This window comes from Bradyrhizobium retamae, from assembly GCF_001440415.1.
Lineage (GTDB): Bacteria > Pseudomonadota > Alphaproteobacteria > Rhizobiales > Xanthobacteraceae > Bradyrhizobium > Bradyrhizobium retamae.
Genome location: NZ_LLYA01000175.1, coordinates 18,328 through 42,699 on the forward strand (window position 1 = coordinate 18,328; position 24,372 = coordinate 42,699).

Sequence of the window (24,372 nt, forward strand, 5' to 3'; positions counted from 1 at the left end):
GCAGTCCCCGTTCGGCACGACTCCCCCACATCAACTCCCCCTTTCCTCTCATTTCGCGCCGGGGACGTCCTGAAACGGCTGTTGAGACATTCTTAAATTTTTCTGATATTCGGCGTCCTTGTGCGTCTGGGCACATTTTTTCGGTCGATCCGGCACTAAATGGGGACAGTTGCCGGCGGGAGGGGACGGGTGCTGCGTTTTTCTGGTTTCGAGCTCGATTCGGAGCGTGCCGAGTTGCGCGCGCCCGATGGCGCGACGATCAGGCTGCGACCCAAGACCCTGGAGATACTGCGGCTGCTCGCCGGCAATGCCGGCCGCGTCCTGAGCAAGCAGCAGTTGATGGAAGCCGCCTGGCCGAACGTCCATGTCGGCGAGGACAGCCTGTTCCAGTGCATCCGCGAAATCCGCACCGCGCTCGGCGACGACAAGCGCCAGGTGGTCCGGGTGATCTCCGGCCGCGGCTACCTGTTCCAGGCCGAAGTGACGGGGGCCCAAGTGACCGAGGCCGGCGTGACCGAGGTCGCCGCCCCGGCCGCGCCGGAAATTGCGCCCCTCAGCCAGCCCGAGCCGGCCGCACCAGACACGGCGGTGGCGGTCGCAACCAACAGCGAGCCCGCGAAGCGCTTTTTCGACTTCAGCCGGCGTCGCATCGCGTTCGCTTCTGTCGCGGGGCTCGCCATCCTGTGCACGGCGGTCGCCGCGTGGATGCTGCGGCCCGGCCTGATCTTTGCGCGCGGGCCGACAAGCATCGCCATGATGCCGATCGCGGATGCGAGCAACGATCCCCTCGTCGCCCAGATGGCGGCTGAGGTGAGCGGGCGCCTCACCGACGGGCTGGCGAAGATCGAAAACATCCGCGTGCTGGCTCCGGAAACGGGTGCAGCGAAGGCCGACTTCGTGGTGAAGGGCGAACTGCAGAAGAGCGAGCAGGCCTGGACGATACGGACGCGCATGACGGAGGCGGCAACCGGCGAGGTCAAGTGGACCGCGTCCTATTCGGTCGCCCTGACGGATACGGATCTGCCGATGCAGCAGTCCCGGCTTGCGGCGGGTGTCGGTCACGCCCTGGCGGTGCGCGTCAACGAATTGCTGAATGCCGACGCGTCATCGGCTGCGAAGAGCAAGGTCGTGATCGAACAGGCGACCGCCCATATCAAGCAGACTTCGCCGGAACGTTTTCAGGCGGCGCAGGCCATGCTGGAGAAAGCGCTCGCCGAGGACCCCGACAATGTCGAGCTTCAGGTCGCGCTCGCAGCATTGCTGATGCGCGGCGTGCAGATGGCGTGGCTGAGCGGACCCGAGCGCGAAGCGGCGGAGATCAAGGCCGAGGCGATGCTGCAGCAGACGCTGCGCGCCAGGCCGAATTATATCCCGGCGCACGAAGCCTATTGCCGCTTCCTCAACGCGACCAACCAGTTCCGCGCTAGCCTCGTGGCTTGCGCAAAAGCCTTGAGCTTCGATCCCTGGAACGGCATCGCGCTGTACCATGTCGGCCTTGCGCAGATTCAAACCGGACGCTTCGAGGACGCGCTGGCGACGTTCATGCAGGCGGACCGCTTCGACACCCCGCAGGTGTCGCGCTGGACCTGGAAGATCGGTGCGGGCTGGGCCAACATGCTGATGGGCCGCGCCGAAGACGCGGTGCCGTGGCTGCTGAAGTCGATCGCAATCACATCCGCCAGCGGACGCACGCATATGCTGCTGGCGGCGGCCTATCAGCAGATGGGCAGGATCGAGGAAGCGAGAGCGGCGATGGACAAGGGCATGGAATTGCGGCCCGGCTCGACCTATCACAACGTCCCGACGCCCAGGAAGAATTCCAGCCCGATTTATATCGAAGCTACCGAACGGATCATGCAATTAATGGTCGCGGCCGGCCTGCCGGCGAGTTGAGCCCGGGCCGCGTCGGTTTACGCAGTCCGGGTCAGCGCTGGGTCCGCTCGCTTATTTCCACTTCGCCAGATAGAACCGCGGCAGTTCGTCCGGGTACGGCGTGAAATCGAGCTGCTTGGAGTGGCCGTAGGTCGTCACATAGGTGTGCAGCGGCGCCCAGTATGCCTGCTCGGTGATCTTCTTGATCGCCGCCGAATAGGCCTCCTTGCGCACCTCCGGGTTGATGGATGATCCGCCCTGGAGCAGCCATTTCTGCACCTCGGGATCGCGCGCATAATCGTCGGCGCCGCCGTCGAAGTAATTCGGCAGAATGGCCGAGACGTCGTTGATCGAATAGCTGCCCCAGCTTCCGAGATACATCCGCAGTTCGCCGGCCTTGGCGCGCTGGATCAGCGCCGCGGTCTGGAGCTGGTTCAGCTTGGCACGGATGCCGACCGCGTGCAGATAGTTCTGCACCGAGGAGCCCCATTGCGGCAGCACGTAGCTGGCAAGCTCGACGTCGAATCCATCGGGATAACCGGCCTCGGCGAGAAGCTGCTTCGCCTTGGCCGGATCGTAGGCGTAAGCCACCGCGGCTTCGGCGTCGCAGCCGAACTGCGAGGGGAAGCAGGGCGCAGCCGGAACGCGGCTGCCGCCGGTGACGAGCTTGTCGGCGATCGCCTTACGGTCGATCGCGTGCCAAATCGCCTGCCGCACCTTGAGCTTGGTCAGGGGATTGTCGGCGCCGGTGCGGCCGCCCGCATCCATCGAGAGAAAGCCGATCCGCATCGATTCCTTGCGCACCGCCTGCAGATGCGGCATCCGGTTCACCGGCTCGAGCTGGTCCGGGTTCATGTTCCAGATCCAGTCGGCGCGGCCGGCGAGCAATTCCGTCATCTCGGTCCCGGCATCCGGCACGAAGCGCACGCTCATCTTCTTGATCGCAGGCTTACCCTTGGGGCTGCCGGCCCAGTAGCCCTCGAAGCGCTCGAAGTCGATGGAGACGCCGGGCTCGACCTTCGTCACCTTGTAGGGACCCGCGCCGACCGGCGCCTTGGCGTAACCTTCCGCGCCGACCTTCTCGCGATAGGCCTTGGGATAGATCGGCAGCACCAGCGCGAAATATTCCAGCGCCGCCGGGTTCGGCCGCTTCAGCTTGACGCGCACCGAAAGGTCACCGGTCTTCTCCGCCTTGTCGATCCAGTTGTAGTTCGACGGGGTCGAGACGCGGCTCGCCGGATCGGCGACGAGATTGACGGTGTAGACCACGTCATCGGCGGTGAACGCGCTGCCGTCGTGGAATTTGACGCCGGACCGCAGCGTGAACTCGATCGTGGTCGGATCCGGCAGCTTCCATTCGGTTGCGAGCAGCGGCTCCAGCTTGAAGGTGTCCGGATTGCGGTAGACCAGCGCGTCCCAGCCCTGGTGATGCATCACCACGCCGGTGCGCAAATTGTTATAGAAGGGATCGATGTTGGGCAGCGCGTCGCGCATCACGATCCGCAGCGTGTCGGCGGATTTCTGCGCGGAAGCGGGCAATGCAGCGACACCCGATAGAACCGCCGCCAGAATTGCAACACCGAGCTTTTTTTGCATACGCATATCGCTCTCCTTTTTTCTATTACAGACGGCGCAAAACACGCCCTATGCCAAGTGACATTCTACCATCCCCCGGGGCGCGCGGACCACGGGCTTTGGCGCCTCATGGCGGCAGCGTTCGACCGCGATGCGGCAGCGCGGGTTGAACCGGCAGCCCGGCGGAATATTGGATGGATCCGGCATGGCGTCGCCGAGGCCGATGTCCGGCACGCCCTTGCCCGGCTCCGGCGTCAGCACGCTTTCCAGGAGCGCCTGGGTGTAGGGGTGGCGGGGCTTGCGAAACAGCGCGTCGGTTTCGTTGCGCTCGACGAACCGGCCGAGATACATCACCGCGACTTCGCTCGCGACATGCTCGACGACGGCGAGATTGTGGCTGATGAAAAGATAAGTCAGCCCGAGGTCGCGGCGCAGGTCGGCCAGGAGATTGAGGATCTGCGCCTGCACCGAGACGTCGAGCGCACTGGTCGGCTCGTCGCAGATCACGATCCGCGGCTCCAGCACCAATGCGCGGGCAATCGCCGCGCGCTGGCGTTGCCCGCCGGAGAGCTGCGCCGGCATGCGCTCGCCCATCGCGGCCGACAGGCCGACGCGCTCGAGAATACCGCCGACCCGGCGCTCGATCTCGCCGCGCGAGAACGTGCCCTGGGCTGCAAGCGGCAGCGCGACGATGTCCTTGATGCGCCGGCGCGGATTGAGCGAGGCGAACGGATCCTGGAACACCGGCTGGATCAGTCGCGCCCGCGCCTTGCGGTCGAGGTCGAACAGGCGCTTGCCATCGACCAGCACGGTTCCCGCCGTCGGCTTGAGCAGCCCGAGGATCAGGCGGGCCAGCGTGGACTTGCCGCATCCGGACTCGCCGACGATGCCGAGCACGCTACCGGCTGGCACGCTGAAGGTGACATCATCGACCGCGACCACGCGCTTTTCCGCCGACATCAGCCCGGTGTGGACGCGGAATTCGCACCGCAGGTTCTCGACCTCGATCGCGGCGGTCATGCGGGTTGCAGCTCCGCCCAGTCCGGCTCAAGCCGGCAAAGATAATCATGCGCATCGCCCGCCTGACGCCGCGGTATCGCGCGCGCGCAGGTTTCGTCGGCGTGGGCGCAGCGCGAGCGAAAGGCGCAGCCGGCAAAGCCTGGCCCGATCGCCGGCACGACGCCAGGAATCGAGCCGAGCGGCCGGTCGCGCTGCACGCGGCCGGGCACCGGCACACAGGACAGAAGACCGCGGGTGTAAGGGTGTTGCGGCGCGCGGAACAGTTCCGCGGTCGGCGCGCGCTCGACCACCTCGCCGGCATACATCACCGACACGTGGTCGGCGACGCGCGCGACAATACCGAGGTCATGGGTGATCAGCAGGATCGAGAGGCCGAGTTCGCGCTTGAGATTGGCGAGCAGCCGCAGGATTTGCGCCTGCACGGTGACGTCGAGCGCGGTGGTCGGCTCGTCGGCGATCAACAGTTCCGGATCGCACATCAGCGCCATCGCGATCATCACGCGCTGGCGCAGGCCGCCGGAGAGCTGGTGCGGAAACTGGCCGAGCCGCATACCAGGTGCGGTGATGCCGACGCGGCCCATCAGTTCGGCGGCGCGGTCGAGGGCCGCCGCGCGCGAGCCGCCCTTGTGGCGCGTCATCACCTCCGCCATCTGCGAACCGATGGTGAAGGCCGGATTGAGGCTGGTCATCGGCTCCTGAAAGATCATCGCCATGCGGTTGCCGCGCAGGCGCGCCATCTCGCGGTCCGACAGCGATGTGAGGTCGGTACCGGCAAAACGCATCCGTTTCGCCGAACGCTGGCCGCCGCGGGCGAGCAGGCTCATCACCGCCAGCGCGGTCACCGACTTGCCGCAGCCGGACTCGCCGACCAGGCAATGAGTCTCGCCCCTCTCGACCCGGAACGAGGCGCCGCGCACCGCCGCGGTGCGGCCGAACGTTACCTGAAGCTCCTCCACGTCCAAGAGCGCACTCATCGCAGCCGCTCCGCGCCGAGCAGATTGCGCAGTCCGTCGCCGACCAGATTGATGCCGAGCACCAGAACCGCCAGGGCTACGCCGGGGATCATGATCACCCAGGGCGAAAAGAACATGTAGTCCTTGCCCTCGGCGATCATCAGCCCCCAGGACGGCAGTGGCGGCGGCACGCCCAACCCCAGGAACGACAGGGCAGCCTCGAGCAGGATGGCCAGCGCCATCTCCAGCGTTGCCACTACGGCAAGATGGCTCGCGATGTTCGGCAAGATCTCCTTGATCAGGATGTGCGGCATCGAGGCGCCGGCGCACCAGGCCGCGCTGACGTAGTCGTGGTTGCGTACCTGCATGGTGGTCGCGCGCGCGACGACCGCGAAGCGGTCCCACAACAACAGCCCGAGGGTGGCGACGACGAGCCCAAGGCCCGATCCCATCAGCCCAACCACCGCAAGCGCGACCAGCACGACAGGGATCGACAATCGCGTCGTGATGGCGAACAGCACGAAATCGTCGACGCGGCCGCCGAAAAACCCGCCGAGCACGCCGAGCGTGATGCCGATCAGCCCTGACGTGATCACCGTCATGATGCCGATCAGGAGCGAAATGCGCGCGCCATAGACCAATCGCGCGAGGTAGTCCCGGCCGAGTTGGTCGGTGCCGAGCCAATGGCCCGGCTGGGTGCCCTCCATCCAGAACGGCGGCTTGAGGCGATTGCCGAGGTCCTGGGTGAACGGATCCTGCGGCACCAGCGCATTGCCGACGAGCGCGGCAGCCAGGACGATCGCGACGATGGCAATCCCAATCGCAAAGCCGGCGGCGCCGATGCGCGAGCTACCTATGCTCGAAGGCTGCGGCGCCTGAATGGCAATCGGCTCGCTCATCCGGTCCTCAGCCTCGGATCAAGCAGCGCATTGAGGATGTCGGCCAAGAGCGTGAGGCCGATATAGAACACGGCCAGCACCAGCACCACCGCCTGCACGACGGGGAAATCATTCTTGGCGATGCTCTCCCAGCCGAGATAGCCGACGCCATGCAGCGCGAACACCGTTTCGATGACGATCGAGCCGCCCAGCATGAAGCCGAGCTGAACCGCGGCGATCGACACCACGGGAATAGCGGCGTTGCGCAGCGCGTGCTTAAAAATGATGCGCGCCCGCGACAGGCCTTTGGCGCGGGCGGTGCGGATGTAATCGGAGGCCATCGCCTCGATCATGCCGGAGCGCGTCAGCCGCGTCAGCGCCGGGATCGCGGTGAAGGCAAGCACGATGCCGGGCATCACGAAATGCTGCCAGGTGCCGGTGCCTGAGATGGGCAGGATGCCGAGTTGCAGGCCGAGCACGATCATCAGAATCAGTGCCAGCCAGAAGCTCGGCACTGCCTGCCCGACCATCGTGAACAGGGTGACGCCGCGGTCGATCCAGGTGTTTTCGCGCAGCGCCGCCAGGATGCCGAGCGGAAGCGAGATCAGCAAGGCGAGGCTCAGGCCGACCAGGCCGAGCGTCAGCGTGATCGGCAGGCGCTTCTGGATCAGGTTCGCCACGCTGTCCTTGAAGAAATAGCTTTGGCCGAAGTCGCCGACCATGGCGCGGCCGGTCCAGGCGAAGAACTGGACATAGAGCGGGCGGTCGAGGCCGTAGGCCTTGCGGATGATTTCGACGTCGGCCTGCGTCGCCTGCGGACCCGCGATCGAAACCGCGAGGTCGCCGGACAGCCGTGTCAGCAGGAATGCAAGCGTCATGACGGTCAGCGCGACCAGCACACCGAGAGCAAGACGCCGGGCAATCAGACGCAACATCAACAAACTCCAGCGCCGACGCACACGCATCGTGATCGGCGAAGCGAGAGCAACGGTGTCACCAAACTATCGTCCCATGCAAGAGCGAGTTGACGATTGCCACGACTTCCCACTGCGCCGACGCCTTGTTGCGATGACTGCAATGTGTGTGCCATTTGCAGGTTGCAATCTCACGATGAGTGTCTGTTTCGGTGAAGCTTTTGCGTCAAAAGAAATTCAAGCGAATCAATGTCCTTTGGTGTGGGCCATGCGCGGGCCAAGCGGGACAGAGAAATCCGCCTGCCTCGAAGCCTGCGCCCATTTTTCCGGCGATCCGAGCGGAAATTGTTCTGGGCGCAGCGCCGGAAGGCAAAGAGTGCGGCCGCCGCTCGATCGGTTGTCATCAGCTCAAATGTAACGAGCCGGCGCAAACGGGGCGACATCGTAAGGCGGCGGCGCGCCGCCAATCATGGCGGCAATGGCGGCACCGGTTGCGGGACCGGTCGTGAAGCCGATGTGCTGGTTGCCAAAGGCAAGCCACAGGCCGGCATGCCGAGGCGCCGGCCCGATCATCGGCAGGCTATCGGGCAGCGTCGGCCGTGAGCCGCGCCATGCATCGCCGACGGCATCGCCGAATTCGACCACGCCGCGCGCGAGCGGAACCACTTGGTCAAGCTGGTCGAACGAGGACGGCGCATCGCGATCGGTCAGTTCGACGCCCGAGGTGACGCGGATGCCCTGCTCCATCGGCGTCATGATGAAGCCGCCGTCGATGTCATAGATCGGACGCCGCAACGCACGCGCCGGGTTCGGCTTGAATTCGCGGTGGTAGCCGCGTTCATAGGCCAGCGGCACGCGATAGCCGAGCGGCCGCAACATATCCGCAGACCAGGGTCCCAGCGCGGCCACCACATGCCGCGCCGAAATCTCGCCATCGGCCAGCACCACGCGCCAGCCATCGCCGTCGGGTACGATCGCCTTGATGTCCGCCTGCCTCACCTGGCCGCCGGCGTTCGCGAACATTCGCGCGTAGGCCTTGACCACCTCGCCTGGCGAGTCGACCGAGGCGGTCTGGGTATGCAGCAGGCCCGCTTTATAAACGGGCACAATATCCGGCTCGAGCGCGGAGATGGCCTGGCGGTCGAGCCATTCGCTGGCGATGCCGTATTCGGCCAGCATGGCCTGCTCCTGCTTCGCCGCGAGAACCGCATCGCTGCGCCACGCCCTGAGCCAGCCGGTCTCGCGAATGCGATGTCCCGCTCCCGCTTGCACGATCCATTCCCGATGCAATTTCGCCGATGCATCGATCAAGCCATGCAGCGCGGTCGCGCGAGGCCCAAGACGCGACGCGGCCGAATTGGCCAAAAAGCGCGCGACCCAACCCGCGTTCTTCACCGCCCAAAGCGGATTCCAGCGCAATGCCGCGTGGCGGTTGGTCAGATATTTCGGCAGCGACGTCCACAGCGATGGATTGTTGAGCGGCGTGATCGAGCCGCTGCTGATGATGCCGGCATTGCCGTATGAGGTCTCGCTGCCCGGCTCGCGCCGATCGACGAGTACGACCGACATCCCGCGCTGCCGCGCGGCAAGGGCCGTCGATACCCCGACGATGCCCGCGCCCAGCACCACGACATCCGCTTTATCTTCCAGCATCGACTTTCCAAACATTTTCCCAAGGAGATCTTACAAAGCAGACTTCGCATCATGGTCGGACCACCGCCGACCGGCAACACCGGAAAGTTCCCTTCCCAACAAATCATCACCAAAACGCCGCATGTGAGTCCGCAACCTTTCTGACCGCCGCGGCTTCTTGCACCGCGACGTTCGTCGCATTCCAGCCAACCTTCATAGGAGTTGACTATATGGCTGCACTACTCGGAAACCTGCTTGGTACCGTCGATGGCCTGCTCGGAACCGCCACCGGCGTACTTGGCGGCGCAAGCACCAGCGGTAGCGCTTCTGCCAGCGCCAGCGGCACGGCGGACCTGTCGAACACGCTCGATCTCGGCGCAGTGATTGAGACCAACCCGAGCATCGATCTCTCGGCAGGGCTCGACGGTCTCGACGCCTCGGTTTCCGCACCGACCTTGATCGGCGCCAGCGCCGATGTCGGCCATCTCGATGTCGGTGGCCTGCTCCACGGCCTCGCCTAACTCCAGTTGAGTTCGGACATTTCAAAACCGCGCGGCGTGGGGAGCGCATCCCCACGCCACGTCTCCAATAATAATATGCACTGCACGAGTAGATCGCGCAGCGCCATGTCAACTCGCTTCACGTCAACTCGCTTAAGGTGATTGCCGAATGCCTACGGGCATGCTGACCGCCCTTGACGACTCCGTCGCGCCGGCGCGACGGATCGATGACGTTCGCCAGGCGCTGGTCGCGCTATGGCCTCAATTCCTCTGGGCCGGGCTGTTCTCCAGCGCCATCAACCTGCTCTATCTGAGTTCGCCGCTCTATTTGATGCAGGTCTATAACCGCGTGCTGCTCAACGAGAACGTCTCCACGCTCGTCCTCCTCACCCTGATCCTGGCGATCGCCCTGCTCACCATGGCGGCGCTGGATGCGGTGCGCTCCTACATCCTGATCCGCTGCGGCATCCGCCTCGACATGGAATTGTCGGCACGCGTGTTCGAGGCGCTGGTGGTGCGTTCGGCGCAGCGCGGCGCATCGCGCGGCGCGCAGCAATTGCGCAATCTCGATCAGTTCCGCACCTTCGTGACCGGCCCCGGCATCTACTTCGCGTTCGACCTGCCGTGGATCCCGATCTACTTGATGCTGCTGTTCTTCATCCATCCGCTGCTTGGCATCGTCGCGACCATCGGCGCGCTTCTCCTGCTTGGCCTCGCCGGTCTCAACGAGGTGATGACCCGCGAGCCGATGAAGGAAGCCGAAGCCGCCGGCAATCAGTCCTATGTGTTCACCGAAAACATCCTGCGCCACGCCGACGTGATCCGCGCCATGGGCATGCAGCCGGCGGTGGAGCGTAACTGGCAGAGCCAGCGCTCGTCGATGCTGGTGCAGCAGGCACTTGCCAGCGACAAGAACGCGGTGATGACCTCCTCCATCCGCTTTTTCCGCTTGCTGTTGCAATCACTGATGCTCGGCACCGGCGCATGGCTCGCCATCGACCACGCGATCACCCCGGCAACCATCTTCGCCGCCAGCATCGTGATGGGCCGGGCGCTGGTCCCGGTGGAACAGGCGGTCGGCACCTGGAAGCAGTTCATCGGCGCGCGCGAGGCCTATGCGGAGGTGCGCGAGCTGCTGGGCGAGATCGACCTGACGCCGCCGCACACCATCGTGCCGCGGGCGCGCAACACCATCGAGGTGCGCGAACTGCGCTGCCTGCTGCCGGCGCGCAAGGACCCCGTCATCAAGGATCTGACCTTCGAGCTTGGCGGCGGCCAGGCGCTCGGCATCGTCGGCCCGAGCGGCTCCGGCAAGAGCACGCTGGCTCGCCTTCTGGTCGGCGCCATCCTACCTGCCGATGGACGGTTGCGCTTCGGCGGGCTCGATTACAGCCACTGGGACCCGCTCGAATTCGGCCGCCATGTCGGCTATTTGCCGCAGGACGTCGGCCTGTTCGCCGGCACCGTGCGCGAGAACATCGCCCGCTTCGGCGATGCTTCGACGGACGAGATCATCGACGCCGCCAAGCGCGCCGGCATTCATGAGATGGTGCTCGACCTGCCGAAGCAGTACGACACGAGGCTCGGTCCCGGCGGCGTCGGCCTGTCCGGCGGCCAGCGCCAGCGGCTGGCGCTGGCGCGGGCGCTGCTCGGCCGCCCGCCGCTGCTCGTGCTCGACGAGCCCAATGCCAATCTCGACGCTCCCGGCGAAGAGGCGCTGAAGGTGGCGCTGCTGCAGGCCAAGAGCGAGGGTGCCACCATCATCGTGATCACCCACCGCACCACCATTCTCGACATCGTCGACGTCATGATGGTGCTGCGGGGCGGCATGCTCGACATGCTGGGTCCCCCAGGCGAGGTCTACCACGCGCTCCAGCAGGCCGCCGCGGGGCGCGCGTCATGACGGCGGTCGATGATGGCTTCACCCCGATGCGCGACCGTGCGCGCTACGCACGTCCCTCGCGGCCGGCGCTGCTGGGTGCCGGCGTAGTAGCTGCGTTCATTGCCGCGATGACGATGTGGGGAACGCTCGCGCCGATCTCCGGCGCAGCCATCGCCAGCGGCAACCTCCAGGTCGAGGGGCGGCGGCAGAGCGTGCAGCACCCCTATGGCGGCGTCGTCCGCCAACTCACCGTGCGCGACGGCGCGCGCGTCGAAAAAGGTCAGCTCCTGATCCGGCTCGACGACAGCGACCCGCGCGCCAAGCTTGATGTGCTCACGGCCGATCGCGACGCTGCGCTCGCCGCGCGCGCAAGGCTGGTCGCCGAACGCGACCGAAAAGATGCGCCGGAGTTCGACGAACATCTCCGCGCGCGCAGCGAACTATCCGCGGCGCGCCAGGCCATGGCCAACGAGACCGCGATGATGGCGGCGCGAAAGCACCAGTTCGCCGCCGAGACGGCGGTGCTGCGCGGCAAGATCAAGGAGCTCGAAGCGCAGATCGCGGGCACGCAGGCGCAGCTTGCCGGCACCGAGAAACAGCGGGAGCTGCTGACCGACGAGATGAATGGCGCGCAACACCTGTTCGCGCAGGGCTATACGCCAAAGACCCGCATCCTAGCTTTGCAGCGCGAGGACGCCCGGCTGCAGGCCGATATCGGCGCGCAGCAGGCCAGCATCGCCGGCATGCAGCAACAGATCGCGCAGAACGACCTTGAGATCGCCAGGGTCGAACGCGCGCGGATGAGCGAGATCACCGACCAGTTGCGCACGACCGAAAACAAGCTCGCGGAACTGGCGCCCAAGATCGACGCCGCCACGGACGTGCTGGTCCGCACGCGGATTACGGCGCCGGCAACCGGCTCCGTCGTTGGCCTCGACGTCTTTACCGAGGGCGGCGTGATCCAGCCCGGCGCGCGGCTGATGGACATCGTGCCCACCGACAATCCGCTGATCGCCGCCGCAAAACTGAAGCTCTCTGATATCAACGACGTCGCCGTCGGCCACCGTGCCGAGGTGCAGCTCACCGGCGTCAACTATATCGAGCGTCCCCGGCTCTACGGCACCGTGCACACTGTGTCTGCCGACCGCCTGACCGACGACAAGTCGGGACAAGGCTACTACGCCGTCGAGGTCGCGCTCGATCCGAACGACGTCAAGAAGTCGCGCATCGACCTGCAGGCCGGCATGCCGGCCGAGGTGATCGTGCCGACGCGTCCGCGCACCCTGTTCGAATATCTGCTCGGTCCGCTGCGCGACGAGATCACCCGCGCGTTCCGCGAGCGCTGAGGAGGAGATGGTCATGGCCGACGCCGTCAAGAACGCCCGCCGCTCCGATGAAGCCGAGCGCAGCCGTCATCTCGCGGCAACCGAATCGGTTGCCTTCGCCACCATGCTGCTCGGCTTGCTAAACGACGCTGACACCGCGTTGCACCGCCTGGAGCATGAGCCGGCACGCGCGGCAGAGCCGGCTGCCCTGCACCCGCCTCCGGCCGCGATCGTCCCGGCCGCGCTGCAGCCGGCCGATCCCGCACCCGGCCATGAAGACCAGCATACCGGCGTGATCGAACCTCCTGCGGCCGACCTTTCGTCTGCGGTCCACGCTGACGCCACAGCAACGAACACGCCGCAAGATACGACCGCGATGCTCGCCGAAGCTCCATCAGGCGACGTGCTCGCCACGCAGGCTTTTGCATCGACACCCGTGCTATCGAGCTTCGGCGCAGCTCTGGATCACGCGCCATCGGCAGGCGCAGGCAGCCCGCCGTCCGGCAGCAGCATCGCATCGCCGTCATTCGATCTTGGCGCGTCCGCTCACAACCTTGCAGACAGCCTCACCGGCATCGTCGACACCACGCTTGCAACGGTATCGAGTACGATCGCAAGCGTGAGTGCCACCGTCGGGCAACTGACGGCGACCGTCACCGGCACCGCGAGCCATCTCCTCGACGGCTTGACCGGCACGGTGACCGGCCTGATCCCTGACGCACCGGCCCCCGGCCTGCTCGAGCCGCTGACGACGAACCTTTCCGGCCCGACATCCAGCACAACCGATTTCTCCGGCGCCGCGCAGCACGACATACCGCTGCTCGACACCGCGGGCGCGATACCGACGTCGCTGCTGCATCCGATCCCGCTGCAGCTCGGCTTTCTCGGCCAGCCGACGATGGACGGCCATGAGCCGCACGACGGCGCATTCTCAGCGCTGGGGATCCATCATTTCTGAGAGGCCCGCTTTTCACCCAACCTTCATTTGCTTGGCCGGAGTCCGGTCAACCTCGGCAGCAACGTCGGTAATGATCTCGCGCAACCAAACAAGGGCGGGATCCAGGTGAAAGGACGCCGGCCATTGGAGGGCTTCTCGGAATGCGGGGATGCGGACCGGCGCACGCAGCAGTTTCAACGGAAAGTTTCGCGCGAAAATTACAGCAAGGCGACGATGCATTGTCGCGATGCGGTCCGTTCCGATCACCATGGCAGCCATCGCGGTGAAGTTCGGCGCAATGACCTCGATGCGGCGTTTATAACCTAACTGCACGAGGGCGCGTTCATCGAAGGACACTCCGTGAATGGACCCGAGTTGAGCGGTTATATGTCCAAGCTGAAGATAGCGGCCAAGCGAGATCGAGCGCCCGATCTGACGGCTTCCGCGCCAGGCGACGCAGCAGAATTCGTCCGCGAACAAATGCTGGCTGGGATGACCATCAATGAGATTTGTATCGGGGATCACGACGAAATCGACCTCCCCTCGCTGAAGCTGGTCATCGACCCGATCACCGAAGGGAAGAATTTCAAGGCAAACCCGGGGCGCGGCGCGATAAACGCGCTTCATGACGGCGTGCATCAATACGATGCTCGCATAATCGGAAACGACCAGCCGGAAACGCCGCTCTGAACTCGCGGGTCGAATTTTGGCGGCGAGATCAGATTGGCCCGGATTCGCAGCAGGATGTCCCGCGTTGGTCTTTCCAGCGATTGCGCCAGCGGCGTCGGCACCAGCTTTCGCTGTGAAATCGTGAAAATCTCGTCGTTGAAATACTGACGCAATCTGCCGACAGCGGCGCTCATCGCCGGCTGGCTGAGATGAAGGCGTCGACTGGCTCCCATGACGCTGCGTTCTTCAAGGATCGCATCAAGCGCGATCAGGAGATTGAGGTCCAGGCCTTCAAAGCGCATCGGCTTACATCCACCTTTCAAATATCACAGATCAATATAATCGATTTTTCAAATTTAAAAGCCCCGTGTACTCAAGACGCAATCAAGAAACAAGTCGTGCATTGGGAGAAGCGCTTTGATCAAGCCATGGATCTTTGAATTCATGCAGGCCCCGAACCTGAGCGACGGGGAGACCCTGCCCAGTACCGTGACTGCCGTGTTCGAGGAAGGCTACGCGCATTGGCTCGAAGTCGAGAAGCTGGGGTTTGAAGGAATATTCTTTAGCGAACATCACTTCGGTCACTCATATAGCCCCTCTCCCAACCTGTTGATCGCAGCTATTTCTCGTCACACGACCCGGCTGCGGCTGGGAACGATGGGAATGGTCGTGCCGTTTTATGAGCCATGGCGTATCATCGAAGAACTGACGATGCTCGATCACCTGACAAAGGGACGCCTTGAGATCGGCTTTGCAGCCGGCGTGCCGCAGGAGCTCGCGCGGATAGGCTTAGGGATAGAGGAGGCCCGCGAGCGGTTCAACGAGGCTTTGGAGATACTCGATGCCGCCCTCGTGAACCACGTCATCAGCCACAGCGGAAAATATTGGAAATTCGATAACCTCAGCCTGATGCCGAACGTCTTCCTGCAGCCGTCTCCGCCAAAATGGACGACTGTTGTAAGTACCGGATCCGCGCAGAAATCCGCTCAAAGGCAATCGAAGATTTGCATGGGCTTCGAGTCCGTCGCTCGCATATCGGAAATTTTCGACGTGTATCGGAAGGAGTCTGCCCGGTTGGGATTTCCGGCAGGGCCCGATCAGCTCGCAATCCGGCGCAATGTCTCCATTTCATACGATGCGGCTGAGGCGCGCGACGAATCCCATGCCGCGAAGGCAGCGACACTGAAAGTTGTGGCTGGCGATCCGCGCGTTGTCCAAGGCACATCCTCATTGCTCGACGCGCCGAGGGCTGGAGCCGGCTTTTCACTGCATGACGATGACTACATCGCCGGCACGCCGGCACAGGTCGCTGAACTAATCATCGATCAATGCCGCAAATGCGGCGCGGGCCATTTTCTCGCGATGCTGGGAAGGAGCTTTACGCCGCGCCGCCGTGAAACACTCGCTCTCTTCGGCGAGGAGGTAATCCCCCAATTGCGACGCGCGCAGATATGTTGATGAGCTCGATTGCGCGCCGAGCATTGCGGGCTTGCAGCCCAACAATTGGAGCGAAGCATGATTCAAGATAAGCCTCTTGTTCTCGGGATAGGAGGAACCCCGCGGCGCGGGTCATCGTCCGAACGCGCGCTCGTGATCAGCCTCAAGGCCGCCGAGGATGAAGGCGCGAGAACCCTTCTTCTTTCCGGTGCAGAACTGCTTCTGCCGATGTATATGCCCGGACAGCAACAGTCCGACCAGGCTTCGCGTCTCCTGGCCGCGTTTCGTGAATGCCACGGCATTATCATCTCGTCGCCTGCCTACCACGGATCGATATCTGGACTGATAAAGAACGCGCTCGACTACGCGGAAGAACTCAGAACGGATACACGCGCTTACCTGGATGGAATTCCCGTCGGGTGCATTGCTTGTGCTGGCGGGTGGCAGGCGGTTGGCCAAACATTGGCAGCGCTTCGAACGATTGCTCATTCCCTCAGATGCTGGCCCACGCCGCTTGGTGCCATGTTGAACACATCCGGCGCATTGTTCGACGCCGAGGGAAATTGCACCGATGCGGCAACCAGACGTCAGCTTGAGACGGTGGGCCAGCAGGTGATCGATTTCGTGCGCATGCAATCTCGCGGCAGATTGGGAGCGCATTCCTTGTCGATAAACACGATGGTCCAACCGTAGTCCCGGCTCGCGGCTGGGAAGGAGCTTGACATGGTATTCGAAACGATAAAGCTCGAAATCGATGCCGTGGGCACGGTCATAAAAGTCATCGGAAGGGGTCCGGCCGTCCTGGCGCTCCACGGAGCGGCAACGATCGAGGGGCAAGAATGGGCGCGCGGTTTGGCCGACAGGTTTCGCGTCTATCTGCCGTTCCACCCCGGCTTCGGCGAAAGCGGACCTGCGCCGCATATCTGCGGGATGCAGGATTTGATCGTCCATAATTTGCGGCTCATCGCAGCATTGGGGCTGGATCGGCCGCACCTCGTGGGTCATTCCATGGGCGGCTGGATGGCGGCAGAAATGGCGGCGGTCGCCGGCGAACGTTTTGCTCGTCTGGTGCTGAACGCGCCTGCCGGGCTCAACCACCCTGACCATCGCGGCGCCGACCCCACCAAAGTCGCTCCGCAGGATTTGCCTCACTACCTGGCGCATCGAACGGAAGTTGCGGCCCGATACTTTCCCGGAGGCTCGCTTGCACCCCCGCCAGAGCAGTTCATTGCGGCAAGGGAGAAGGAAGGCCAGGCGCTGAGCAACATTCGGAAGGCCCACGGCATGGGCCACCCAAATCTCGGTCGGTGGCTAAGCCGGATTCCCAACGAAACGCTGATCGTGTGGGGTGACAGGGACAGGGTCGCACTTGCCAGTCAGGCGGAACTCTGGGCAGGCGCGATTCCAAAAGCCCGCACTCATATCGTGCCCGGCGTTGGACACTTCGCCATGCAGGAAGACCCCGCCTGTGTCGCGGCGATCGGCGATTTCGTCGCGGGGCGAAAGTGATCTGCCCGCCCGCTCGCTTTCATATACGGAACGGGATGCTGCGGATGGATCGAGCGATCCATCGCTATTCCTTCAAATAATAAGACCCAGGGAGATAATCATGAGAGCCATTGTGGTCGCGATCGCATTCGCCGCGGGCCTGATATCCACTTCGCTGGCACAGACTTCGCCGGCACAGACTTGGCCCACCCAGTCCATTCGCCTCATTGTCAACTTTCCCGCGGGAGGAGCCGCAGATCAGCTCGCGCGCCTCGTCGGTCAACCTCTCAGCGAAGCTTTCGGTCAGTCGGTCGTAATCGAAAACAGGGGAGGCGCTGGCGGAAATTTGGGCGGCGAATTCGTGGCGAGATCGGCGCCGGATGGCTACACCCTGCTGATGTCTTCAGGCGGGATGGTAGCGATCAATCCGCATCTGTATGCCAAAATGCCATTCGACCCCACGAAGGACATCATCCCCGTCGCTTCCGTTGCACGCGTGCCTTTCTATCTCGTCATTCGGGCGGACAGTCCGGTGCGGGATTTCAAGGAATTCATTGCTGACCTGAAGGCCAACCCGGAAAAGCGGAATTTTGGATCGCCGGTATCGGCAGCTCTCCCCATCTTGCGGCAGAAATGTTGAAAAACATGACCGGCACAAGCGCAGTGCATGTGCCTTACCGCGGCGCGGCGCCTGCACTCAATGACCTCCTCGGGGGGCAACTCGATTTCCTGTTCGACCCCGGCATCGCGATCGAGCACGTGAAAGCCGGCAAGCTGCGTGCTCTTGCAATCGGAAGCCCCCAACGATCGACCCAGCTTCCGAACGTACCCACGCTCGAGGAGCTCGGCCTTACCGGCTTTGACGCGGATGCCGTATTCGGCATCTATGCGCCGGCCGGAACATCACCCGATGTTGTCGCGCGCTTGAACAAGGAAGTTAATCGATCGCTTGCAACCGCCGCGCTGAACGAGCGTATCGCGACTCTCGGAAATATAGCCGCTCCGCTGTCTCCGGAAGAGTTCAAGGAAAAGTCCCGCAAAGACTTCGAGCGGTTCGGCGCGATCATACGTGAGCGGGGCATTCGCGCCGCCAACTAGCTGCAAGTTTCGTAGCCGCCTTCTGTGGCGCTCGGCGTGCTGATAGGCTCCACGCCGCTCGGAGTGGTTCGCGGACTTTCAGTTCTGGCGCACAGGCTGGCGGATCACGGTCTTGAGCTTTTCAGGCACCGTCTTGCGAGGGTCGCTCAGATAGACTTCATGATGCCGACCGGCGAAATCGTAGCCGCCCGAAGGCATGATCTCCCCGTGCAACCTCGCGAGCAGCGGTCCTTCGTCGTCGTAGCTGCCCACGTGCAATGCTTGGAGGCAGAGGCCTTCCTCCAGGCTTTCGAGCCTCAGACTCTCAGGAAGCGCGCCGAGCTTCTCTCGCGCCTTGATCCTGGCGGCAAGGAAGGCCTCGTCATCCACATAGTCCGGCACCATGATCATCATGGTCCACTCCCATTCGTCCTTACGCCGCGCGCAAAAGCTTTCAGGGTCGGGAGCTGACCAAAGTCCCTCCAAAGGCATCACGACGAAGTCGTTCCCGCTTGCCTTGCAGGAGAATTTGATCGTAAAGGCCGTCGCGTAGAGGCTTTCGACGGCGAGCCTATAGGCTTGGGCTGTGTTCGGGTCACCATGACCATCTACCATGAGGTAGGAAACCGGCGGCACATCGATCGTCACGAAGCGGTTAAGGGGAGCGGTGAAGAGTGACTTCCTCACCTTCTTTAGATCCAGCTTTTCCATCTACCCCCTCATAGCATTCCGAATATGTTTGGACGGCCGAACCAGATCAGCCTTACTAGACCACACTAGACCACCTCGCGCAGAATGCACTGAGCCCGGAGAGCCATAGTGAGGGAGGCGGCATGGAAAAGAACGTAAAGGACTTGTTTGAGCGCTATCAGAACCTGTTCCGAACAGCGCTTAGGGATCAAGTGGATATGGACCAAGTGGTGTCCTCATACGCCACTGCGTTCGTTGCGGCCTCTCCGGCTGGCGTCAGTGTCGGCCGGAATGACGAACACCTGAAGCAGATGATGCAACAGGGGTTTGAAAATTATCGCCAAATCGGCACGAAGGATATGCGACTTCGTAATGTCCGCATCGCACCTATCGACGAGCACCATTGCCTGGCGCACGTCGCTTGGACAGCCATCTACGATCGTGGCAGCGAATCGGATGTTTCCATCGATTTTGAGGTCCATTATCTGGTGCAGCAGCTCGAAGACGCACCAAAGATCTTTGGATGGGTGTCAGGGGACGAGCAAGCCGTTCTGAAAGAACACGGCATCGTCTGAATTCCTCTTCCCGCCCTTCGCGTCCCGTTGCGCGGGTGGGAGGAAATCCGTCGATTCGGCGGTGCGTGGCGCGCCCCGGCCGATGAGGCTGGGCACAATGATTCTATGGCCTGCCACACGCTCCAACCGGCAAATCCCGGGCCGCCTGCGATTTTGTGCTATGCTTGCAAATAGCCTTCAGCGACATCAAGCGCTGTTTTACCGGTCCCGTTATGGCTGACATGGCAGACGATACCGCTGGCGTCATTGTCCGGCCGCCGATCGCGTGGGGGCTCGCGGTGCTTGCCGGGTTCGCGCTCAACTGGCTCATGCCCTTGCCGTTCTTGCCGGCCGCGCTACCTGCAGGCTGGGTGGGCGCGATAGTGTTTGCCCTCGCGCTGGCGCTGGTCGCGTGGGCGATCTCTACCATGACACAGGCCGGCTCGAACGTGCCCACCAACCTGCCGACCACGACCATCGTGGAGGCTGGCCCCTACCGCTTCACGCGCAACCCCATCTATCTCGGCATGGTGTTGGGGCTGATCGGCTTGGCCATTGCCTTCAACAGCGTCTGGCTGTTGATGACGCTGGTGCCCTTCGCGCTAGTCATCCGCTACGGTGTGATCGCCCGCGAGGAATCCTACCTCGAGCGCAAGTTCGGGGATGTCTATCGCCGCTACTGTGTGCGGGTCCGGCGCTGGCTATAGGGCTTGTCGGCCAGGACCAGCGCCCGGGGGAACCCGCGCGGCGCCGTTCCCGCTCCGCAAAACGGCATGGGCATGGGTCGTGAGAAGGCGTATATTTGTGTGCCTTCGCGCAAAATGATCAACCTCTCATGGAGGTGGCCATGAAATATGTGCTGCTTGGTAATCTGAGCCCGGAATGGGCAAGCAAGCAATCGGAGCGGGTCGCCAAGGCCAAGACAAAACTCGACAAGCTGGGCATCAAGGTCGAATCGATCCACTACACGCAGGGCTACTACGATTTCGTCGATATCGTCGATGCCCCGAATGAGGGCGCGATGCTCGCGTTCTCCGTCTGGTACGCGAGCCAGGGTCTGGGGCGGGTCCAAAGCATGCCGGCCTTCGACAGCAAGACCTTCGAAGCCGCGATCAAGGACGCGGCGGGCTAAGCGCCGGGGTGTGGCTCACGGCTTTCCTGCGGACCACCCGCACCACTTCGCTTTCGCGAGCTTGGTGCGGCATACTTTCGTGCGCAGTGGCACAGCGCGCGAAGCCGACAGGGGCGATGGTGTTTTCGATCTCTCCAATCGCGAGAACATGCGGGCTTGCTCGATGAAAGCTTGACTCATCGGGACTCCAAGTTCCGCGTGCAATTTCGGCGGCTTGATGCGGCGATTGCGAACAGCAGGTGGTCAATTAACCTCAGCGCCGCGGAACTCGCGCTGGTCTCGCCTATTGGCTCCTCCAGACAGGAGTTCGCCCTATGCTTATCGAGCATCAGAACAAGCGGCCGAACATCGATCCGACCGCCTATGTGGCCCCGACGGCGGTGATCTGCGGTGATGTGACGATCGGTCCACGCACGCACGTCTCGTTCGGGGCGGTGATCGAGGCGCATGGCGCGCCGGTTCGGATCGGCGCCCAGTGCGTCGTGCGCGAGAACCTCAACATCCGCAGCACGAGCCGGAACGCCGTCGAGATCGCCGACCATGTCCTGATCGGGCCGCTGTCTTCGCTCAAGGGCTGCATCGTTGAGGACGAGTGCTTTCTGGCGACCGGCGTCAAAATCTATCAAGGCGCAGTCATCGGGCGGCGCACCGAGGTTCGCATCGACGGCGTGGTCCACGTGCGCAGCGTGCTGCCGCCGAACTCGCTTGTCCCGATCAAATGGGTGGCGGTCGGCGATCCAGCCCAGATGTTCCCGCCCGACAAGCACGAGGAGATCAACGCCATCCTGCGCGAAATGAACTTCCCCGAAGAGGTCTACGGGCTGGAGCGCCAGGCCGGAAGCGGCGTCGACATGGACATGCAGGAAGTCACCCGACGCGTGACGAGCGGGCTCGGCGATCATCGCGAGGACCGGGAGCTGTAGCGCTCCGCTCCTGTCGCGCCGCTTGCCAGTGATCAATCGGTCAAGAAGAGGAGTTCTGACATGAGCCCGGCGACTCGGCGACGACTTCGCCTCTCCGGCGGTACGGAGTTGTCCTTCATCACGGCAGGTGAGGCGTCCAAGCCGGCGGTGCTGCTTCTGCACGGCTTTCCGGGCTCGGCGGGCTATTTTCGTGAGGTCGTGCCCGAGCTGTCGCAGGCCGCATACGTGATCGCGCCCGATCTGCCCGGCTTTGGCGAGTCCGACGTCCTGCCGACGGTCTCGTTTCCCGCCTTTGGCGAGGCAATCTCGGAGCTGCTGGACCGGCTCGCGGTCGGGCCTCTCTACATCTACCTTCATGATTTCGGCGCGCCGGTGGGCTTTCACATCGCCATGCAGGCGCCGAAACAAGTCGTAGGCCTCATTGTTCAGAACGCCAACGCTCATCGAACCGGGCTCGGGTCGCAATGGGCCCCCGTGATGGCTTACTGGTCGAATCCAAACCCAGAGAACGAGGCGGCGGCGACCGAGCATCTGACCTTCGAGGGCACGCGCAACGGGTATCTCGGCGGGATGCCGCCGGACGTGGCGGCGCGAGTCCCGACTGAAAGCTGGGAGGAGGACTGGCGGGTGATGCAGTTGCCGGGTCGGATGAATACACAGCGAGCGCTCATCAGGAATTATGGGAACTACGTCGCCCGGTTCGACGAAATCGCCGAATATCTCACGCGCTGGCAGCCGCCTTCTCTGATGGTCTGGGCACGCCACGACCCCTTCTTCGATCTCGCCGAGGTCCTGTCATGGATGCGGGCGCTGCCGAGGATGGAAGCCCATGTTCTCGACGCCGGCCACAAGCTGCTCGAGACACACGCCGAACCAGCACTCTCCCTCATGATGGAGTTCATCAGGCGAACACAAGAGAGACCTGCGCAACTTCCCTAAGACAATTCCTGCAACTTATCCCAGGCCCTTCAGGGCGCGGCGTAGCCGGGACGAGCAGTCGGCGATCCGCTCTTGAACGCCCGATGTATCCGTGGCGGTTCTCTGACCGCTTGACGCGGCTCGCCGCTTGTGTTCTCTTTTTGTTCTTTGGCAACGCATACGCGGACTTTCCTTTCATGCATGACATTTGCACCGACGCCGGGTCGATCACGCTCTTCATTCATAATGACGACAATACGCCCGTCGAATTCGTCCGGCAGCTCCTTCGCAACGTCTTCGGCAAGTCGGAACGGGACGCGATCGCATTCACCGCGCTGATCGAGCAAAAAGAGAAGGTGGCCTGCGGCCCTATCCGGGTCCGGTCGCCAAGGCGCTGCTGGGTTCGGCACGGCAAAGCATCAGCGCCGCCGGTCATGGTTTGCTGATCACCAGCGAAACCGCGACCACGCAAGGCGCATGCGATCTTTGCGGAGCACCGGCGACTGGCAGCGAAATCCTGCTCGCCGGCAGGACAGCGTGCCTCTGCAACGGCTGCCTGCTTGCCGTCAGGCGCGCGTCGGAGGCCGTGCCTGGAGACGAGTTCAAATACGCCTGGCTCGCGCTGGACTGGCACTTTGCCGGAATCCCGCGAAACCAGTTGGTGACGAGAGCGCGGCAGTTTCCCGGCCACATGCTCGCCGACGTCCAGGTCGCGGTCGACCAGTTGCTCGCCTCGCCGCTGCACTTCTTCGGCATTCACGAGGAGTATCGCTATGAGACGCTGGCATTTGCGGCCCTGATGAAGCAGGGCCGGAATCCACCCGCGCTTGCGCCGCCGCAGTACCACGACGTCGAGATCGGTGAAGCGCAGCCGGTGAAATGCCTGCATAACGGACTGTGGCTGTGCAGGGCCGGCGAGCTCCGCTACGCCGTGCTGCTATCGTTACATCGCGAATACCAGCATGAAGCTGCGATACGCATCGAGATCGCCGTGCCGGCCGGCGCCGCCGGCGACGCATTGGTGCAACGTTCGTTTGCCGAGCTTGAAGAGGCGGTGCACGCCGCGCGTTCCTATCGCGGCAAGATCCTTTCGCTCGAAGGTGGATCAGACTATCGCGGACGGTCGAGCGGGGTCATGGTGCACCGGCTGCCGGCGGTCGGACGTGAGGAAGTCATCTTGCCCGAACAGACACTGAAGCTGCTCGATCGCAACGTCATGGGCTTTGTCGGCAATCGCGCGGCGCTTCGCAAGCTGGGCCAATCGACCCGCAAAGGCATCCTGCTTTACGGCCCGCCGGGCACCGGCAAGACGCACACGATCCGTTACCTCGCGACCAATTTGCCCGGACATACGACGTTGATCATCACGGCCGAGCAGGTGGGGTTGCTCGGCGCCTATATGAAGCTGGCGCGCCTGTTGCAGCCGACGATGGTAGTGATCGAGGACGTCGACCTCATCGCCCGCGATCGTGAAGAGATGGGATCGTGTGAAGAGCCGCTGCTCAACAAGCTGCTCAACGAAATGGACGGGCTGAAGGAAGACTCCGATATCCTGTTCGTCCTCACCTCCAACCGGCCGGAGCAGCTTGAAGGCGCGCTGGCCGGCCGGCCCGGACGCATCGACCAGGCGATCGAAGTGCCGCTGCCCGACGGCATCGGCCGCGGCAAGCTTGTTCGGCTCTATGGCAAGGACCTCCCGATGGATCAAACCCTCATTGACGAGACCGTGAACCGCACGAAGGGCGTCAGCGCCGCGTTCATCAAGGAATTGATGCGGCGTATCGCGCAAGCGAGCATTTTTCGGGATGGCGGTTCGACGGTGGAATCCGGCGACATCAGCGAAGCGCTGGACGACATGTTGTTCACTGGCGGCAGACTCAACGTCACGCTGCTCGGCGGGGCGCAGGAAATGGCAGGCTCTTGATCGGACTTGGCTTTGCGCGGCGGAATAAAGCGGCACATGTAACAAGTATATGCCAACGGAGTAGCGTGATGT

The 24,372-nt window shown here is 63.3% G+C and carries 24 protein-coding genes and 1 pseudogene; 16 read left to right on the plus strand and 9 right to left on the minus strand.

The genetic code is table 11. From position 1 onward, the window contains the following. The first annotated feature begins 189 nt into the window (after positions 1-189). Positions 190-1,893: a winged helix-turn-helix domain-containing tetratricopeptide repeat protein gene (locus tag CQ13_RS27915; RefSeq protein ID WP_057846044.1), complete on the plus strand. Its 1,704-nt coding sequence runs from the start codon at positions 190-192 to the stop codon at positions 1,891-1,893. A gap of 51 nt (positions 1,894-1,944) precedes the next feature. Here CQ13_RS27915 and CQ13_RS27920 read toward each other — a convergent pair whose 3' ends face one another. From CQ13_RS27920 to CQ13_RS27945, 6 genes are all read right to left on the minus strand, one after another. Next, positions 1,945-3,474, minus strand: a complete 1,530-nt coding sequence (locus CQ13_RS27920; RefSeq protein ID WP_057846045.1) for an ABC transporter substrate-binding protein — start codon at positions 3,472-3,474, stop codon at positions 1,945-1,947. A gap of 42 nt (positions 3,475-3,516) precedes the next feature. Beyond that, positions 3,517-4,467, minus strand: coding sequence for an ABC transporter ATP-binding protein (locus CQ13_RS27925; RefSeq protein WP_057846046.1), 951 nt, complete (start codon positions 4,465-4,467; stop codon positions 3,517-3,519). Then, positions 4,464-5,441, minus strand: coding sequence for an ABC transporter ATP-binding protein (locus tag CQ13_RS27930; protein WP_057846047.1), 978 nt, complete (start codon positions 5,439-5,441; stop codon positions 4,464-4,466). Before CQ13_RS27930 ends, CQ13_RS27925 begins: the two co-directional genes overlap by 4 nt. Then, complete coding sequence (locus CQ13_RS27935; protein ID WP_057846048.1) at positions 5,438-6,319, minus strand: ABC transporter permease; 882 nt, start codon at positions 6,317-6,319, stop codon at positions 5,438-5,440. Before CQ13_RS27935 ends, CQ13_RS27930 begins: the two co-directional genes overlap by 4 nt. After that, complete coding sequence (locus CQ13_RS27940) at positions 6,316-7,233, minus strand: ABC transporter permease (protein WP_057846049.1); 918 nt, start codon at positions 7,231-7,233, stop codon at positions 6,316-6,318. Before CQ13_RS27940 ends, CQ13_RS27935 begins: the two co-directional genes overlap by 4 nt. Before the next feature lie 387 nt (positions 7,234-7,620). Further along, entirely contained in the window at positions 7,621-8,865 is a 1,245-nt protein-coding gene (locus CQ13_RS27945) for an NAD(P)/FAD-dependent oxidoreductase (protein WP_057846072.1), read from the minus strand. 209 nt (positions 8,866-9,074) lie between these two features. Here CQ13_RS27945 and CQ13_RS27950 point away from each other — a divergent pair, with 209 nt between their 5' ends. From CQ13_RS27950 to CQ13_RS27965, 4 genes are all read left to right on the plus strand, one after another. Beyond that, positions 9,075-9,365 (plus strand): hypothetical protein, encoded by a 291-nt coding sequence (locus tag CQ13_RS27950; protein WP_057846050.1) that lies wholly within the window; start codon positions 9,075-9,077, stop codon positions 9,363-9,365. Between the two features lie 148 nt (positions 9,366-9,513). Further along, on the plus strand, positions 9,514-11,247 hold the full coding sequence (locus CQ13_RS27955) for a type I secretion system permease/ATPase (RefSeq protein ID WP_245309365.1): 1,734 nt from the start codon (positions 9,514-9,516) through the stop codon (positions 11,245-11,247). Further along, positions 11,244-12,572, plus strand: coding sequence for an HlyD family type I secretion periplasmic adaptor subunit (locus CQ13_RS27960; RefSeq protein WP_057846051.1), 1,329 nt, complete (start codon positions 11,244-11,246; stop codon positions 12,570-12,572). Before CQ13_RS27955 ends, CQ13_RS27960 begins: the two co-directional genes overlap by 4 nt. Positions 12,573-12,585: 13 nt before the next feature. Continuing rightward, a complete protein-coding gene (locus CQ13_RS27965) occupies positions 12,586-13,509 on the plus strand; it encodes a hypothetical protein (protein ID WP_156433956.1) in 924 nt (307 codons plus the stop codon). A gap of 12 nt (positions 13,510-13,521) precedes the next feature. On the opposite strand, the gene CQ13_RS40230 is transcribed toward CQ13_RS27965, so the two are convergent. Further along, complete coding sequence (locus tag CQ13_RS40230) at positions 13,522-14,127, minus strand: LysR substrate-binding domain-containing protein (protein WP_057846053.1); 606 nt, start codon at positions 14,125-14,127, stop codon at positions 13,522-13,524. Continuing rightward, positions 14,127-14,459, minus strand: a complete 333-nt coding sequence (locus tag CQ13_RS41630; RefSeq protein ID WP_057846054.1) for a helix-turn-helix domain-containing protein — start codon at positions 14,457-14,459, stop codon at positions 14,127-14,129. The genes CQ13_RS40230 and CQ13_RS41630 overlap by 1 nt, the downstream gene beginning before the upstream one ends. Before the next feature lie 115 nt (positions 14,460-14,574). On the opposite strand from CQ13_RS41630, the gene CQ13_RS27980 reads away from it, so the two are divergent. From CQ13_RS27980 to CQ13_RS45910, 4 genes and pseudogenes are all read left to right on the plus strand, one after another. Continuing rightward, positions 14,575-15,615, plus strand: coding sequence for an LLM class flavin-dependent oxidoreductase (locus CQ13_RS27980; protein ID WP_057846055.1), 1,041 nt, complete (start codon positions 14,575-14,577; stop codon positions 15,613-15,615). Positions 15,616-15,672: 57 nt separating this feature from the next. After that, positions 15,673-16,287, plus strand: coding sequence for an NADPH-dependent FMN reductase (locus CQ13_RS27985; RefSeq protein WP_057846056.1), 615 nt, complete (start codon positions 15,673-15,675; stop codon positions 16,285-16,287). A 30-nt stretch (positions 16,288-16,317) separates the two neighbouring features. Continuing rightward, positions 16,318-17,103, plus strand: coding sequence for an alpha/beta fold hydrolase (locus CQ13_RS27990; protein ID WP_057846057.1), 786 nt, complete (start codon positions 16,318-16,320; stop codon positions 17,101-17,103). Between the two features lie 100 nt (positions 17,104-17,203). Continuing rightward, a pseudogene (locus tag CQ13_RS45910) lies at positions 17,204-18,180 on the plus strand (Bug family tripartite tricarboxylate transporter substrate binding protein). Positions 18,181-18,258: 78 nt separating this feature from the next. Here the strand turns inward: CQ13_RS45910 and CQ13_RS28000 are convergent. Then, the gene (locus tag CQ13_RS28000; RefSeq protein WP_057846058.1) at positions 18,259-18,870 is read right to left on the minus strand and encodes a GyrI-like domain-containing protein; all 612 of its coding nucleotides are present in this window, start codon (positions 18,868-18,870) and stop codon (positions 18,259-18,261) included. 122 nt (positions 18,871-18,992) lie between these two features. On the opposite strand from CQ13_RS28000, the gene CQ13_RS28005 reads away from it, so the two are divergent. The 7 genes from CQ13_RS28005 to CQ13_RS28030 all read left to right on the plus strand — a co-directional run bounded on the left by CQ13_RS28005 (position 18,993) and on the right by CQ13_RS28030 (position 24,300). Beyond that, a complete protein-coding gene (locus tag CQ13_RS28005; RefSeq protein ID WP_057846059.1) occupies positions 18,993-19,424 on the plus strand; it encodes a DUF6841 family protein in 432 nt (143 codons plus the stop codon). A 221-nt stretch (positions 19,425-19,645) separates the two neighbouring features. Beyond that, positions 19,646-20,110 carry a methyltransferase family protein gene (locus CQ13_RS28010; RefSeq protein ID WP_245309366.1) on the plus strand — a complete coding sequence of 155 codons (465 nt, stop codon included), beginning with the start codon at positions 19,646-19,648 and terminating at the stop codon, positions 20,108-20,110. A gap of 140 nt (positions 20,111-20,250) precedes the next feature. Next, on the plus strand, positions 20,251-20,535 hold the full coding sequence (locus tag CQ13_RS28015; protein WP_057846074.1) for a GYD domain-containing protein: 285 nt from the start codon (positions 20,251-20,253) through the stop codon (positions 20,533-20,535). 314 nt (positions 20,536-20,849) lie between these two features. Next, the gene (locus CQ13_RS28020; RefSeq protein ID WP_057846061.1) at positions 20,850-21,458 is read left to right on the plus strand and encodes a gamma carbonic anhydrase family protein; all 609 of its coding nucleotides are present in this window, start codon (positions 20,850-20,852) and stop codon (positions 21,456-21,458) included. Between the two features lie 60 nt (positions 21,459-21,518). Next, on the plus strand, positions 21,519-22,397 hold the full coding sequence (locus CQ13_RS28025) for an alpha/beta fold hydrolase (RefSeq protein ID WP_057846062.1): 879 nt from the start codon (positions 21,519-21,521) through the stop codon (positions 22,395-22,397). An 83-nt stretch (positions 22,398-22,480) separates the two neighbouring features. Further along, on the plus strand, positions 22,481-22,822 hold the full coding sequence (locus CQ13_RS45915; protein ID WP_245309367.1) for an ATP-dependent Clp protease adaptor ClpS: 342 nt from the start codon (positions 22,481-22,483) through the stop codon (positions 22,820-22,822). Next, on the plus strand, positions 22,816-24,300 hold the full coding sequence (locus CQ13_RS28030) for an AAA family ATPase (protein ID WP_245309368.1): 1,485 nt from the start codon (positions 22,816-22,818) through the stop codon (positions 24,298-24,300). The genes CQ13_RS45915 and CQ13_RS28030 overlap by 7 nt, the downstream gene beginning before the upstream one ends. Positions 24,301-24,372: the final 72 nt, after the last annotated feature.

Excerpts from the sequence above, each read along its gene's own strand:
- CQ13_RS27925 (WP_057846046.1), bottom strand. The coding sequence starts at position 4,467 with ATGACCGCCGCGATCGAGGTCGAGAACCTGCGGTGCGAATTCCGCGTC.
- CQ13_RS27940 (WP_057846049.1), bottom strand. The coding sequence starts at position 7,233 with ATGTTGCGTCTGATTGCCCGGCGTCTTGCTCTCGGTGTGCTGGTCGCG.
- CQ13_RS27960 (WP_057846051.1), top strand. The coding sequence starts at position 11,244 with ATGACGGCGGTCGATGATGGCTTCACCCCGATGCGCGACCGTGCGCGC.
- CQ13_RS27920 (WP_057846045.1), bottom strand. The coding sequence starts at position 3,474 with ATGCGTATGCAAAAAAAGCTCGGTGTTGCAATTCTGGCGGCGGTTCTA.
- CQ13_RS27955 (WP_245309365.1), top strand. The coding sequence starts at position 9,514 with ATGCCTACGGGCATGCTGACCGCCCTTGACGACTCCGTCGCGCCGGCG.
- CQ13_RS27985 (WP_057846056.1), top strand. The coding sequence starts at position 15,673 with ATGATTCAAGATAAGCCTCTTGTTCTCGGGATAGGAGGAACCCCGCGG.
- CQ13_RS28005 (WP_057846059.1), top strand. The coding sequence starts at position 18,993 with ATGGAAAAGAACGTAAAGGACTTGTTTGAGCGCTATCAGAACCTGTTC.
- CQ13_RS41630 (WP_057846054.1), bottom strand. The coding sequence starts at position 14,459 with ATGCGCTTTGAAGGCCTGGACCTCAATCTCCTGATCGCGCTTGATGCG.
- CQ13_RS28020 (WP_057846061.1), top strand. The coding sequence starts at position 20,850 with ATGCTTATCGAGCATCAGAACAAGCGGCCGAACATCGATCCGACCGCC.
- CQ13_RS28015 (WP_057846074.1), top strand. The coding sequence starts at position 20,251 with ATGAAATATGTGCTGCTTGGTAATCTGAGCCCGGAATGGGCAAGCAAG.
- CQ13_RS27965 (WP_156433956.1), top strand. The coding sequence starts at position 12,586 with ATGGCCGACGCCGTCAAGAACGCCCGCCGCTCCGATGAAGCCGAGCGC.
- CQ13_RS27950 (WP_057846050.1), top strand. The coding sequence starts at position 9,075 with ATGGCTGCACTACTCGGAAACCTGCTTGGTACCGTCGATGGCCTGCTC.
- CQ13_RS28010 (WP_245309366.1), top strand. The coding sequence starts at position 19,646 with ATGGCAGACGATACCGCTGGCGTCATTGTCCGGCCGCCGATCGCGTGG.
- CQ13_RS27945 (WP_057846072.1), bottom strand. The coding sequence starts at position 8,865 with ATGCTGGAAGATAAAGCGGATGTCGTGGTGCTGGGCGCGGGCATCGTC.
- CQ13_RS40230 (WP_057846053.1), bottom strand. The coding sequence starts at position 14,127 with ATGCACGCCGTCATGAAGCGCGTTTATCGCGCCGCGCCCCGGGTTTGC.
- CQ13_RS27990 (WP_057846057.1), top strand. The coding sequence starts at position 16,318 with ATGGTATTCGAAACGATAAAGCTCGAAATCGATGCCGTGGGCACGGTC.
- CQ13_RS28000 (WP_057846058.1), bottom strand. The coding sequence starts at position 18,870 with ATGGAAAAGCTGGATCTAAAGAAGGTGAGGAAGTCACTCTTCACCGCT.
- CQ13_RS27930 (WP_057846047.1), bottom strand. The coding sequence starts at position 5,441 with ATGAGTGCGCTCTTGGACGTGGAGGAGCTTCAGGTAACGTTCGGCCGC.
- CQ13_RS27935 (WP_057846048.1), bottom strand. The coding sequence starts at position 6,319 with ATGAGCGAGCCGATTGCCATTCAGGCGCCGCAGCCTTCGAGCATAGGT.
- CQ13_RS28025 (WP_057846062.1), top strand. The coding sequence starts at position 21,519 with ATGAGCCCGGCGACTCGGCGACGACTTCGCCTCTCCGGCGGTACGGAG.
- CQ13_RS45915 (WP_245309367.1), top strand. The coding sequence starts at position 22,481 with ATGTATCCGTGGCGGTTCTCTGACCGCTTGACGCGGCTCGCCGCTTGT.